Source organism: Blastococcus sp. CT_GayMR16 (genome assembly GCF_004570875.1).
Lineage (GTDB): Bacteria > Actinomycetota > Actinomycetes > Mycobacteriales > Geodermatophilaceae > Blastococcus_B.
In genome coordinates, this window is record NZ_SPQK01000005.1 from 171,976 (window position 1) to 184,897 (window position 12,922).

A 12,922-nucleotide genomic window follows, 5' to 3' on the forward strand; every position below is an offset into this window, starting at 1 on the left:
TCCGCGTGACCACTCGCATGACCGTCCAACGACTGGGCCGGCTCATCGCCGCCGGCGACGTCGACGCCGTCCGGACCGCCGTGCAGTCCTCCCCCGCCCTCCTCACCCGCACCGTCGAGCGGGACGGGCAGGGCGGCTGGACGCCGCTGCACGTCGCCGTCGCCGAGGGACAGCCGGACGTCGTCCGCGTCCTCGTGGAGGCCGGCGCAGACCTGACCGCGCACACGGAGTTCAACCGGACGCCGCTGCACGTGGCCCTGCAGCTCCACCCGGAGCTGATGCCCGTCCTGCGCGAACTCGGGGCCCAGGTGGACGCGCCGAGCGCTGCCTACCTCGGGGACGTCGACCAGCTCACCCGCCACCTCGACGAGGGCGCCGACCCCGGCAGCCGCACCAGCGGCGCCGACCTGCTGTCGTGGGCCGCGTTCGGGGGAGCCGAGACCACCGCGAAGCTCCTCCTCCAGCGGGGCGCCGACGCCAACACCGGCGCGCTGCACTTCGCCGCCGGCGGCGCACGGCTGGACCTGGTGCGCCTGCTGCTGGATGCGGGCGCCGACGTGAACCGCCGCGACCCCACCACTGGCCGCACCCCGCTGCACGCAGCGGTGGCCGCCGGGTCCGCCGGCGACGCGCCGGAGATCGTGAAGGTGCTGCTCGAGACCGGCGCCGACGTGAACGCGACGACCCACGACGGCGCCAGCGCCCTGGACATGAGCCACGTGGCCGCAGCGCTGCATCGCCGGAACGACGCCGGTCAGGCCACCGGCCACGACGCCCTCGCCGACCTGCTCGTCGCCCACGGCGCCAAGGAGTAGTGCTCCGGGCGCCGTGCCCGACCGCACCCGCGGGCGTCCCGGCGCACCCGGTCTGCAGGGCGGACCGGGCGTAGACTCGACACCCGGTTGAGCCGTGCCGTCACGGCCCCGCCACCCGATGCACTGACGACGCAGCCCACAGAGACGAAGAAGGCACTCCACCCCGTGTCAAGCGCGAGCTCATCCCGGCCCTCATCCGCCTCCTCGTCCTCCGTGGCGGGGTTCGGCACCAACGAGTGGCTGGTCGAGGAGATGTACCAGCAGTACCTCGCCGATCCCGCGAGCGTCGACCAGGCCTGGCACGAGTTCTTCGCCGACTACCGGCCGGGCAGCCCCGTCGGCGGCGGTGACCGTGAGCAGCCGGTCGCGTCCTCCAACGGCGGCCCGGCCACGCAGAAGGCGGCCGCGGCGACGTCCTACGCCGGCCCGGCCCCCGAGCGCGAGGTGACGCCGGAGGTGCAGACCCCGAAGGCCGCCGCGCCAGCACCGGCCCAGCCCGCACCGGCCAAGCCGGCCGAGGCCAAGCCCGCCGAGGCCAAGCCCGCCGAGGCCAAGCCCGCCGAGAGCAAGCCGGCCGAGGCCAAGCCGGCCGAGAGCAAGCCGGCCGAGAGCAAGCCGGCCGCCAAGACCCCGGCTCCCCCGGTCGCCGCGGGCAAGCAGTCGCCGCTGCGTGGTGCCGCCGCCGCCGTCGTCAAGAACATGAACGTCTCGCTGACCGTCCCGACGGCGACGAGCGTGCGCGCGGTGCCGGCCAAGCTGCTGGCCGACAACCGCATCGTGATCAACAACCACCTCGCCCGCTCCCGCGGCGGGAAGATCTCGTTCACCCACCTGATCGGTTACGCACTGGTCCGGGCGCTGGACGACTTCCCGAACATGAACAGCGCCTTCGCCGACGTCGACGGCAAGCCGGTCCTGGTGCAGCCCGAGCACGTGAACTTCGGCCTGGCCATCGACCTGCCCAAGCCCGACGGCTCCCGGTCGCTCGTCGTCGCCTCGATCAAGGGCGCCGAGGAGATGGACTTCGCCCAGTTCTGGGCGGCCTACGAGGACATCATCCGTCGCGCCCGCGCCAACAAGCTCACGATGGACGACTTCACGGGCACCACGATCAGCCTCACCAACCCGGGCACGCTCGGCACCAACCACTCGGTGCCGCGGCTGACCGCCGGCCAGGGCGCGATCCTCGGTGTCGGCGCGATGGAGTACCCGGCCGAGTTCCAGGGGATGAACCCCGACGCGCTCACCGAACTGGCCGTGTCGAAGATCATCACGCTCACCTCGACCTACGACCACCGGATCATCCAGGGCGCTGAGTCCGGCGACTTCCTGCGCCGGCTGCACGGCCTGCTGCTCGGTGACGACGGCTTCTACGACAAGGTCTTCCGCTCGCTGCGGATCCCCTACGAGCCGGTGCGCTGGATGCCGGACGTGCGGATCAGCCACGAGGGGCAGATCGACAAGGAAGCCCGGGTCATCGAGGTCATCGAGTCCTACCGGCGCAACGGCCACCTCATGGCCGACACCGACCCGCTGGAGTTCAAGGTCCGGACCCATCCCGACCTCGACATCCTCGAGCACGGGCTGACCCTCTGGGATCTCGACCGCAAGTTCCCGGTCGGCGGTTTCGCCGGTGAGCGGCTCATGCCGCTGCGCGACATCCTCGGCGTCCTGCGCAACTCCTACTGCCGCACCGTCGGCGTGGAGTACATGCACATCACCGACCCCGAGGAGCGCGAGTGGCTCCAGCAGCGGGTCGAGGTCAAGCACGAGCAGCCCGACCGGGAGAAGCAGAAGCACGTCCTCGGCCGGCTGAACGCCGCCGAGGCCTTCGAGACCTTCCTGCAGACGAAGTACGTCGGGCAGAAGCGGTTCAGCCTCGAGGGTGGCGAGTCGGTCATCCCGATCCTGGACGAGGTGCTGATCGCCGGCACCGACCACGGCCTCGACGAGGTCGCCATCGGCATGGCCCACCGCGGCCGGCTCAACGTCCTCGCCAACGTGCTGGGCAAGAGCTACGCCAAGATCTTCGGCGAGTTCGAGGGCAACATGGACCCCGGCAGCGTCCAGGGGTCCGGTGACGTCAAGTACCACCTCGGGGCCACCGGCACGTTCCGCAACCCGTTCCGCACCGAGGCGGAGATCGCGGTCTCCCTGGCCAGCAACCCCAGCCACCTGGAGACGGTCAACCCGGTGCTCGAGGGCATCGTCCGCGCGAAGCAGGACATGATCGACAAGGGCGAGCAGGGCTTCACCGTGCTGCCCGTCCTGCTGCACGGCGACTCCGCGTTCGCCGGCCAGGGGGTGGTCGCCGAGACCCTGAACCTCTCCCAGCTGCGCGGCTACCGCACCGGCGGCACGGTCCACGTGGTCATCAACAACCAGGTCGGCTTCACCACGAGCCCGGCCGCTGCCCGGTCGAGCCTCTACTCGACCGACGTCGCCCGGATGATCGGTGCGCCGGTCTTCCACGTGAACGGCGACGACCCCGAGGCCTGCGTCCGGGTGGCGCGGCTGGCCGTGGAGTACCGCCAGTCGTTCAAGAAGGACGTCGTCATCGACCTCGTCTGCTACCGCCGGCGCGGGCACAACGAGGGCGACGACCCCTCGATGACCCAGCCGCTGATGTACGACATCATCGACCGCAAGCGTTCGGTCCGGAAGCTCTACACCGAGGCGCTGGTGGGCCGTGGCGACATCACGCTGGCCGAGGCCGAGGAAGCGCTGAAGGACTACCGCGGGCAGCTCGAGCGGGCCTTCGCCGAGACCCACGACGCGCAGGAGACGTCCAAGCCGCGGCCGGTCATGGACCCCCGCACGCCGCAGGAGGCCACGGTCCGGACGGCGATCACGCCCGAGGTCCTCAAGACCATCGGCGACGCGCACGTCTCCTTCCCGCCGGACTTCACCCCGCACCCGAAGCTCCAGAAGATGCTGGAGAAGCGTGCGGCGATGGCCAGCGAGGGCGGCATCGACTGGGCCATGGGCGAGCTACTCGCCTTCGGGTCGCTGCTGATGGAGGGCGTGCCGGTCCGGCTCGCCGGTCAGGACTCCCGGCGCGGCACGTTCGTGCAGCGCCACTCGGTGCTCATCGACCGGGAGACCGCCGGGGAGTACACGCCGCTGGCCAACCTGACGCCGGACCAGGCCAAGTTCTTCGTCTACGACTCGCTGCTGAGCGAGTACGCCGCGCTCGGCTTCGAGTACGGCTACTCGGTGGCCAACCAGAAGGCGCTCGTCCTCTGGGAGGCGCAGTTCGGCGACTTCGTCGACGGCGCCCAGATGGTGATCGACGAGTTCATCAGCTCCGGCGAGGCCAAGTGGGGCCAGCGCTCCGGCGTGGTCATGCTGCTCCCGCACGGCCTGGAAGGTCAGGGGCCCGACCACTCCAGCGGCCGGATCGAGCGGTTCCTGCAGCTGTCGGCCGAGAACAACATGACCGTGGCCAACTGCTCGACCCCCGCCAACTACTTCCACCTGCTCCGCCGCCAGGCCCTCTCGGACGTGCACCGGCCGCTGGTCGTGTTCACGCCGAAGTCGCTCCTGCGGGCCAAGGCCGCGGTCAGTGCGGTCGCCGACTTCACCGAGGAGAACTTCCGGCCGGTGCTGCCCGACACCGGGGTCGGCGGGGAGCCGCTGGACGACAGCGCGGTGCGTCGCGTCCTCCTGTGCAGCGGGAAGGTCGCCTACGACCTGATGGCTCACCGGGAGTCCGAGGGCACCGCCGACGTCGCGGTCGTCCGGGTCGAGCAGCTCTATCCGCTGCCGACCGAGCAGATCAACGAGCAGCTCGAGCGCTACCCGAACGCCACCGACGTCGTCTGGGTGCAGGAAGAGCCGATGAACATGGGCGCGTGGCAGTTCATGGCCGTCAACCTGCCGGAGGACCTGCCCGAGGGCCGCACCTTCCGCCGGGTCAGCCGCAAGGCGTCGGCCAGCCCGGCCGTCGGGTCGGCCAAGGTGCACGAGGTCGAGCAGCGTCAGCTGGTCGCCGAGGCCTACGCGGACTGACGGCGCATGTACTTCACCGACCGCGGGCTGGAGGAGCTGGCGAACCGGCGGGGCGAGGAGCAGGTCACCCTCGCCTGGCTGGCCGACCAGATGCAGGCCTTCGTCGACGAGTTCCCCGACTTCGAGGTCCCGGTCGAACGGCTGGCCACCTGGCTGGCCCGCGGCGGTACCGACGACGTCGACGAGTGACCCCTGAGCTGCCGCTCGCGCGGGTGACCGTGCGATCTGCCGTCCGCGATCCGGACGAGTGGTACTGGCAGCTCCCCGCCGTCGCCCAGTTGCGGGACGAGGGCATGGCCCTGGCGCCGGTCACCGTGCTGGTGGGCGAGAACGGCAGCGGGAAGTCCACGCTCGTCGAGGGGATCGCCCGGGCCTGGCAGGAGCTGCTGACCGCGCAGGTGCACCACTGGGCGCCGGAGCCGTCGGCGGAGGACGCCGCCCTGTGGCGGGCCCTGTGGTTGGAGACGGCCTACCCGCGGCCGCAGGGCGGCATCTTCCTTCGGGCCGAGTCGATGCACGAACTGTTCGCGTCCGTCGACCGCACGGCGTTCGAGCTGCGTGCTTTCGACGGCGTCCCGCTCAACACCCGCTCCCACGGGGAGGGCTTCCTCGCCTTCCTCGAATCACGGGTCACCGAGCGCGGGCTGTGGATCCTCGACGAGCCCGAGTCGGCACTGTCCTTCCGCTCGTGCCTGCGACTTCTCGCGCTGATGCACGGGATGACCGCCGCCGGCTCCCAGGTGCTGCTCGCCACCCACTCCCCGGTGCTCGCGGCGCTCCCCGGCGCGACGGTGTACGAGCTCGACGGGTCGGGCTTCGCACCGCGGCAGTGGGGCGACCTCGATCTCGTGCAGGACTGGCAGGCGTTCTTCGACGACCCGGCGCGGCTCCTGCACCACCTCCTGGACGACTGAGAGCCACGCCCGACGGCCGACCACGCGTGCCCCTCCCCCGGCAGCAAGGCGGGCCCTGTGGCTCGGCGTGCTCCCGGCCGCCCGCGCCCTGGTCGCCCGGCGACTGCCCGGTGAAGAAGGGGCCCCTCCTCCCCACCCTTCGCACGCTCAGCGCAGGCCCGGGACGGGCCACCTCGGTGCGCCTCCCTCGCGCACGGCAGGTGTAGCGGGACCCTCTGTGCGTGCTCGGTCACTCGCATGCCCTCTCGGGTCTCGCCGCGGGCGCCGCGACGCTGCCCTGGGCGCCCGTGCACGGCACCGTCTCCCAGGTCGCCTGGGTCGCCGCCGTCGGCGGGTTCGCCATGCTCCCCGACCTCGACCACTCGGGCTCGACGGTCTCCGACATGTGGGGTCCGGTCACCGACGTCCCCTCCGGCGCCATCGGCCGGCTCGCACAGGGCCACCGGTGGGGCACGCACGACGCCGTCCTCGGTCCGCTCGCGTTCGGGGCACTGGCGGTCGCCGCCGCCGGCGCCTTCTGGTCCAGCCTCCTGCTCATGGCTCTCGCCATCGGCCTGGCGTTGCGCGCCCTGAACTTCGCCATCCCGGGGCGCGTGGAGAACACCGTCGTCGGCAACCTCGTGCTGTCCTGGGGAGGCGCGTGGCTGCTGCTCGACCACAGTCCCAACCCTGGCTGGCTGCCCTGGGCCGTGGCCCTCGGCTGTCTCACCCACATCGCGGGCGACGCGCTGACCACCGCGGGCATCCCGGTGCCCCTGATCTGGATCGTCAGGCGCTGCCGGCTGAAGCTGCTGCCCATCCGGACCGGCAACATCGTGGAGAAGGCTTTGCTCGTGCCGCTCTTCCTGGCAGCCACGGTCCTGTGCATCTACCTCAACACCGAAGCGCGCACGGCGCTCGACCCGCTGGTCGAGCGCATCCTCAGCCTCGGATAACCCGTTCGCCGGAACCGGCCGCTCCCCCGCAGACTCGTGGTGTGGAACGCCTCTCCGACCGGCTCCTGAACTGGGCCAGCATCCTTGACGACGTCACTCTCCGGCAGGCTGAGAACACCGCCTCGTTGCCCTTCATCCATCCGCACGTGGCGCTGATGCCCGACGCCCACCTGGGCAAGGGTGCGACTGTCGGCTCGGTGCTGCCGACCCGCGCGGCGATCATCCCCGCGGCGGTCGGCGTCGACATCGGCTGCGGCATGATCGCCGTCCGCACGCCCTGGTCCGTGGACGAGGTGCGCGCCCGTGGCTCCCTGGCGCCGCTGCGCGGGGACATCGAGCGCGCCGTCCCGCTGTCGGCCGGGAAGTACAACCGGAAGCTCACCGCATCCGCGCGACGGCGCGTGGACGAGCTGGAGGACGTCGCCGACGAGCTCGGCACCCACGTGCTCCCGGCGGTCATCGGGGCCACCCCGAACTGGCAGCTGCAGCTGGGCAGCCTCGGCTCGGGGAATCACTTCATCGAGGTCACCGCCGACGAGCAGGACCGGGTGTGGCTGTTCCTGCACTCCGGCAGCCGCGGCGTCGGCAACAAGATCGCCATGCGGCACATCGCGATCGCGCGGAAGCGGGCCGAGCGGGACCGGCTGGACCTGCCCGACCGTGACCTCGCGTGGCTCGACGAGGGGACGGCGGAGTTCGACCAGTACATCGCCGAGCTGCGGTGGGCGCAGCACTTCGCCCTGCTCAACCGCGACGAGATGATGGACCGCGTCGCCGGGTGCCTCGCCGTGCACATGCGCGTCGGGGAGACGCCCGAGCTCGAGCGGATCCAGTGCCATCACAACTTCACCCAGCGCGAGACGCACGACGGTGTCGACCTGTGGGTGTCGCGCAAGGGTGCGATCGAGGCGAGGAAGGGACAGGACGGCTTGATCCCCGGTTCCATGGGGACGGCGAGCTACGTCGTCTCAGGCCTGGGCAACCCGCTGTCGCTGAACTCCTCCCCGCACGGGGCGGGCCGCGCGTACTCGCGCAGCAGGGCGCGGAAGACCTTCACCCGGGCCCAGCTGGAGGAGTCGATGGCCGGGATCGAGTGGCGGCACAGCGACGTCTTCCTGGACGAGAGCCCCGCTGCGTACAAGCCCATCGACACCGTGATGGAGGACGCGAAGGACCTCGTCGAGGTGCGGCACACGCTGCGGCAGCTGGTCAACGTCAAGGGCGACTGAGCGCGCCCACTACGGTGCCTTCCTTGTGACGGCCGTCTCCGCATCGCCCCGGCTCGGGCGCGGTACGCATGTGGGCTACGCGCTGGGGTCGATCGGGACGGCGGCCTTCGGCACCGTGCCGGGGCTGCTGCTCCTCTACTACCTGACCGACGTCCTCGGCGTCGCCGCGGGGATCGCCGGGCTGGTGGTGTTCGCCCCGAAGGCCTGGGACGTCGTCCTCAACCCGTGGATCGGCAACCGCTCCGACCGCACGGAGAGCCGCTGGGGTCCCCGGCGGCCGTGGATGCTGGCCGGGGGGCTCGCCCTGCCGCCGCTGTTCGTGCTGGTCTTCGCCGGCCCGAGCACTCCACCGGCGCTGGCGGCTGTCTGGGTCGCGGGCACCTTCCTCCTGGCGGCGACCGCTTACGGCTGCTTCCAGGTGCCCTACGTCGCGCAGCCCGCGGAGATCACCGACGACCCGGGCGAGCGGGCGACGCTGATGTCCTGGCGGGTGGCCGCCCTCGCACTCGGCATCCTGCTGGCCGGCGCGGGTGCCCCGGCGGTCGTCGACGCGTTCGGGAGCGGGCGCGGCGGCTACCTGGCCATGGCGGTGTTCGTCGCGCTCCTGCTGGCCCTCGGGATGCTCGGCGCGGTGGTCGGCACCCGCTCCGCCGCGACGCTGACCCGGACGCGGAGCGAGGGCCGGCTGCTCGAGACCCTCGCCGTGGCCTGGCGGGTGCGTCCGTTCCGGGTGCTGCTGATCGGCTTCGTCGTCCAGGCCCTGGGCATCGGCGTGATGCTCGCCGGCGTCCCGTACTACTCCGAGCAGGTCCTGGGAGACCCCGACGCCGGGACGCTCCTGTTCGTCGCCCTCGTGGCGCCGGCCATCCTCGTCATGCCGTTGTGGCTGCGCTTCAGCCGGCGGCGGGGGAAGCGGACCGGCCTCCTGGCCGCGTCCCTGCTGTTCGCCGCGGCCGCGGGTCTGCTCCTGGTCGTGCAGCACGGCCAGACGGCCGCGGCGATCCCGCTCGTGGTCGTGGTGGGGATCGGTTACGCCGGGATGCAGATGTTCCCGCTGGCGATGCTCCCCGACGTGATCGCCGCCGACGAGGCATCCTCCGGCGCACGCCGGGCGGGTGTCTTCACCGGCGTGTGGACGGCGGCCGAGACCCTCGGGCTCGCCGTCGGGCCCGGCCTCCTCGGTGGACTTCTCGCCCTGGCCGGTTACGTGTCCTCCACCGGGGACGACGTCGCCCAGTCCGGCACCGCCGTGACGGCCGTGCGCATCGGCTTCACGGTCCTCCCGGCCCTGCTGGTCCTGGCCGCGGTGCCCGTGTTCGCCCGCTACCGGCTCGACCCCGTCCCCGAGGAGGACCACGCGTGAGTCCGCAGGACGTCCTGACCGAGCTGACCGCGCTGCAGGCCGGCGACGTCCCGACCCACGGCGGGGCCACCATGGCCTACGTCTACGACTCCGGACGCGTCGACATCGAGGAGCTGGCGGCGGCCGCCCAGGCCGCCTTCCAGTGGACCAACGCCCTCGACCCCACCGCCTTCCCGAGCGTCGCGCGCATCGAGAACGACCTGGTCGGTGCGGCACTGGCGCTGCTCGGCGGCGGACCCACCGCCGTCGGCTCGCTGACCAGCGGCGGCACCGAGAGCTGCCTGCTTGCCGTGCTCGCCGCCCGGGAGAGGTGGCGCGCGAACGGCGGCGCCGGCCGCCCACGCCTCCTCCTGCCGGTCACGGCGCACGCCGCCTTCCGCAAGGCCGCCCACCTGTTCGACCTGGAGGTGGTCGACGTCCCGGTGGACCCGGTCACGTGCCGGGCGGACGTCGCCGCGGTCGGCGACCGCCTGGACGAACGGACGGCGCTGGTGGTGGTGAGCGCCCCGTCGTACCCGCACGGCGTGCTCGACCCGGTCGGCGAGGTCGCCGCGCTGGCCGCCGCGGCGGGGGTGCCCTGTCACGTCGACGCCTGCATCGGCGGCTGGATCCTGCCGTTCCTGGACGACGTCCCGGAGCCCTTCGACCTGTCGGTGCCCGGCGTGACGTCGCTGTCGGTCGACCTGCACAAGTACGGCTACGCCCCCAAGGGCGTCTCGGTGCTCCTGGCCGCCACCCCGGAGCTGCGGCAGGCCCACTGGTTCTCGACCGCCGGCTGGCCCGGCTACCCGGTGGTGAACCCGACGCTCGCGGGCACCCGGCCGGCCGGGGCCATGGCCGCCGCCTGGGCGGTCCACCGGCTGCTGGGCACCGACGGCTACCGCGAGCTGGCGGGGCAGGCGCACGAGGCGACGCTGGCGCTGGTGCGCGGCATCGCCGACATCCCCGGGATCCGGGTGGTCGGGCAGCCCGTGGCGACCCTCGTCGCGGTGGCCGAGGACGGTGCGGACGGGGTCGACGTGCTGAACCTCGCCGACGAGATGACCGCTCGCGGCTGGTTGCTGCAGCCCCAGCCGCCGTTCGCCCAGCCCGGCGGAGACCTGCCCGCGACGCTGCACCTGACCGTGACCGGGGCGACCGCCGGCCGCGTTCCCGCGCTGCTCGCCGACCTGACCGCGGCCGCCCGGGCCGCCGCGGCGCTCCCCCGGCCGGTCGCCGATCCGGAGCTCGTGGCCGCCGCCGCGACGATCGACCCGGCGACGCTGACCGTGGCGGAGGTCGACGCCCTGCTGGAGGTCGCGGGGGTGGGCGGCGGCCGGCTGCCCGAACGCATGGCGCCGGTGCACGCCCTGGTCGCCGCACTCCCCCGTCCCGTGGCCGAGCGGCTGCTCTCCGGCGTCCTCGACCTGGTCTACCGGCCCGCGGTCGAACCGACTAGACCGTGACGCCCTGCCGGCGTGCGCACGCGCCCACGGCGGCGGCGACGGCCTCGGCCACGCGCCGGTCGAGCGGGCTCGGCACCACGTAGTCCGCGCGCACCTCGTCACCGACGACGTCGGCGATCGCGGCCGCCGCAGCCAGCTTCATCTCCTCGGTGATGCTGTGTGCGCCGGCGTCGATGGCGCCGCGGAAGATGCCCGGGAACGCGAGCACGTTGTTGATCTGGTTCGGCAGGTCGCTGCGCCCGGTGGCGACGACGGCCGCGTACTTGGCCGCCATCTGCGGATCGACCTCGGGAATGGGGTTGGCCAGGGAGAAGACGATGCAGTTCGGCGCCATCGCGGCGATCGCCGACTCCGGCACCGATCCGCCCGAGAGACCCAGGTAGACGTCGGCCCCGCGGAGCGCGTCCACCATCGTCCCGGCATTGCCCGTGCGGTTGGTGTTCTCGACCAGCCACTGCTTGGTGGGGGTGAGGTCGGCGCGGCCGGCGTGCAGGATCCCCTGCGAGTCGGCCACGGCGATGTCGCCGACGCCTGCCTCGAGCAGGATCTTGGTGCACGCGACGCCGGCGGCTCCGGCGCCGGCGACGACGACCCGCAGGTCCGCCAGTTCGCGGCCGACCACCTTCATCGCGTTGCGCAGTGCGGCCAGGACGACGATCGCCGTCCCGTGCTGGTCGTCGTGCATGACCGGGATGTCGAGCCGCTCCCGCAGCCGCGCCTCGATCTCGAAGCAGCGCGGGGCGCTGATGTCCTCGAGGTTGATCCCGCCGAAGGACGGCGCGATCGCCACGACCGTCTCGACGATCTGGTCGACGTCGTTGGTCGACAGGACGATCGGGACCGCGGACAGCCCGCCGAACTCCGCGAACAGGCAGGCCTTGCCCTCCATCACCGGCAGGGAGGCGGCCGGTCCGATGTTGCCCAGGCCGAGGACCGCCGAGCCGTCGGAGACCACCGCGACGACGCGGGGCGCCCAGGTGAAGCGGCGCGCGAGTTCCGGCTCGGCGGCGATGGCGCTGGAGACGCGGGCGACACCCGGCGTGTAGGTCAGGGCGAGGTCGGCGATCGACTCGATCGAGCGGGTCGGCACCACCGACAGCTTGCCGCCCTCGTGGACCGCGAACGCCGGGTCGTCGGCGAATCGGTCGGCGCGCTGGTCCGTCTCGGTCTGGTTGCCGCCCATGGTCATCGCAGCGTAATCGCGGTGCCCTGCGGTGCGCGTGGTCAGGTCTCCGGGAAGGGTTGCGAGGGCAGCCGGCCGGGGCGCGGGCGCAGCCGGCCGACCACCTTCCCCACGACGACGGCGACACCGAAGGCGCGGCTGTCGTCGGTGATCAGCCGGTTGTCCCCCTCGACCCAGTGACCACCGGGAACGGCCCGGCGCACGCGCTTGACGACCAGCAGGTCCGGCCGCGAGGGGAACCGGGCGAGGACGACGTCCCCGGGGCGCACCGCGGCGGTCGAGCGCACCCGGCGCACGAGCAGCCGGTCACCGGAACGAACGGTCGGGACCATCGACGGGCCGGTCACCCGGGCCATCGCCCAGGCGCTCGGCAGGGGCGGGACCGGCTCCGGGCCCGCTTCTCCCACTCTGTCGCTGTCGATCACCGCGGGTAGGGTCGCAGACGACCCAACCCCACGACATCCGGAGGCACGTCCATGCGTTTTCCCCGCATGTTCTCCGCCGTGGAGGCCACCGCTCACTGCGACCTCCCGTGCGGCGTCTACGACCCGGCTCAGGCCCGCATCGAGGCCGAGTCCGTCAAGGCGATCCAGGAGAAGTACCAGGGCAACGAGGACCCGGTCTTCCGTACCCGCGCGATCCTGATCAAGGAGCAGCGGGCGGAGCTGGTCAAGCACCACCTGTGGGTGCTGTGGACCGACTACTTCAAGCCCCCGCACTTCGAGAAGTACCCGCAGCTGCACGAGCTGTTCAACAAGGCCACCAAGCAGGCCGGTGCGGCCGGCGGCAAGGGCAGCATGGACCCGGCGGAGGGGCAGAAGCTCCTCGACCTGATCGCCGAGATCGACAAGATCTTCTGGGAGACCAAGGCCGCCTGATGAAGGACCCCGTCCTCCTCACCCCTCGCACGCTCGGGGCGAGCCTCGGGACGGGGCCACGGCGCTGTCGGGTCACCCATTGACGGGGACCCGGCAGCGCTGCCGTGTGTGACCTGTTCGATCCCGGCGAGTTCGCGCACGCGCCTAGG

The 12,922-nt window shown here is 72.3% G+C and carries 11 protein-coding genes; 9 read left to right on the forward strand and 2 right to left on the reverse strand.

What is annotated here, in order from left to right:
• Positions 1 to 5 precede the first annotated feature (5 nt).
• The 8 genes from E4P38_RS08535 (at position 6) to E4P38_RS08570 (ending at position 10,712) form a co-directional block, all read left to right on the forward strand.
• Positions 6 to 815 carry an ankyrin repeat domain-containing protein gene (locus tag E4P38_RS08535; RefSeq protein WP_135131341.1) on the forward strand — a complete coding sequence of 270 codons (810 nt, stop codon included), beginning with the start codon at positions 6 to 8 and terminating at the stop codon, positions 813 to 815.
• Between the two features lie 165 nt (positions 816 to 980).
• Positions 981 to 4,826 (forward strand): multifunctional oxoglutarate decarboxylase/oxoglutarate dehydrogenase thiamine pyrophosphate-binding subunit/dihydrolipoyllysine-residue succinyltransferase subunit, encoded by a 3,846-nt coding sequence (locus E4P38_RS08540; protein WP_135131342.1) that lies wholly within the window; start codon positions 981 to 983, stop codon positions 4,824 to 4,826.
• Positions 4,827 to 4,832: 6 nt separating this feature from the next.
• Positions 4,833 to 5,015 carry a DUF6104 family protein gene (locus tag E4P38_RS08545; protein WP_135131343.1) on the forward strand — a complete coding sequence of 61 codons (183 nt, stop codon included), beginning with the start codon at positions 4,833 to 4,835 and terminating at the stop codon, positions 5,013 to 5,015.
• A complete protein-coding gene (locus tag E4P38_RS08550) occupies positions 5,012 to 5,740 on the forward strand; it encodes an AAA family ATPase (RefSeq protein ID WP_135131344.1) in 729 nt (242 codons plus the stop codon). The genes E4P38_RS08545 and E4P38_RS08550 overlap by 4 nt, the downstream gene beginning before the upstream one ends.
• A 221-nt stretch (positions 5,741 to 5,961) precedes the next feature.
• A complete protein-coding gene (locus E4P38_RS08555; protein ID WP_135131345.1) occupies positions 5,962 to 6,675 on the forward strand; it encodes a metal-dependent hydrolase in 714 nt (237 codons plus the stop codon).
• 41 nt (positions 6,676 to 6,716) lie between these two features.
• A complete protein-coding gene (locus E4P38_RS08560) occupies positions 6,717 to 7,904 on the forward strand; it encodes an RtcB family protein (RefSeq protein ID WP_135131346.1) in 1,188 nt (395 codons plus the stop codon).
• A gap of 25 nt (positions 7,905 to 7,929) precedes the next feature.
• Positions 7,930 to 9,267 carry an MFS transporter gene (locus tag E4P38_RS08565; protein WP_135131347.1) on the forward strand — a complete coding sequence of 446 codons (1,338 nt, stop codon included), beginning with the start codon at positions 7,930 to 7,932 and terminating at the stop codon, positions 9,265 to 9,267.
• On the forward strand, positions 9,264 to 10,712 hold the full coding sequence (locus E4P38_RS08570; protein WP_135131348.1) for an aminotransferase class V-fold PLP-dependent enzyme: 1,449 nt from the start codon (positions 9,264 to 9,266) through the stop codon (positions 10,710 to 10,712). The genes E4P38_RS08565 and E4P38_RS08570 overlap by 4 nt, the downstream gene beginning before the upstream one ends.
• Here E4P38_RS08570 and E4P38_RS08575 read toward each other — a convergent pair.
• Positions 10,702 to 11,895, reverse strand: coding sequence for an NADP-dependent malic enzyme (locus E4P38_RS08575; protein ID WP_209309006.1), 1,194 nt, complete (start codon positions 11,893 to 11,895; stop codon positions 10,702 to 10,704). The two genes, E4P38_RS08570 and E4P38_RS08575, sit on opposite strands and share 11 nt — an antisense overlap.
• A 41-nt stretch (positions 11,896 to 11,936) precedes the next feature.
• Complete coding sequence (locus tag E4P38_RS08580) at positions 11,937 to 12,320, reverse strand: S26 family signal peptidase (protein ID WP_245160896.1); 384 nt, start codon at positions 12,318 to 12,320, stop codon at positions 11,937 to 11,939.
• Between the two features lie 51 nt (positions 12,321 to 12,371).
• Between E4P38_RS08580 and sodN the strand changes: the two genes are divergently transcribed.
• Positions 12,372 to 12,773, forward strand: coding sequence for a superoxide dismutase, Ni (sodN, locus tag E4P38_RS08585; protein WP_135131350.1), 402 nt, complete (start codon positions 12,372 to 12,374; stop codon positions 12,771 to 12,773).
• Positions 12,774 to 12,922 lie beyond the last annotated feature (149 nt).

Bases quoted from the DNA above. Each gene is read 5' to 3' on its own strand.
- E4P38_RS08545 (WP_135131343.1), top strand. From the start codon at position 4,833: ATGTACTTCACCGACCGCGGGCTGGAGGAGCTGGCGAACCGGCGGGGC.
- E4P38_RS08575 (WP_209309006.1), bottom strand. From the start codon at position 11,895: ATGGGCGGCAACCAGACCGAGACGGACCAGCGCGCCGACCGATTCGCC.
- sodN (WP_135131350.1), top strand. From the start codon at position 12,372: ATGCGTTTTCCCCGCATGTTCTCCGCCGTGGAGGCCACCGCTCACTGC.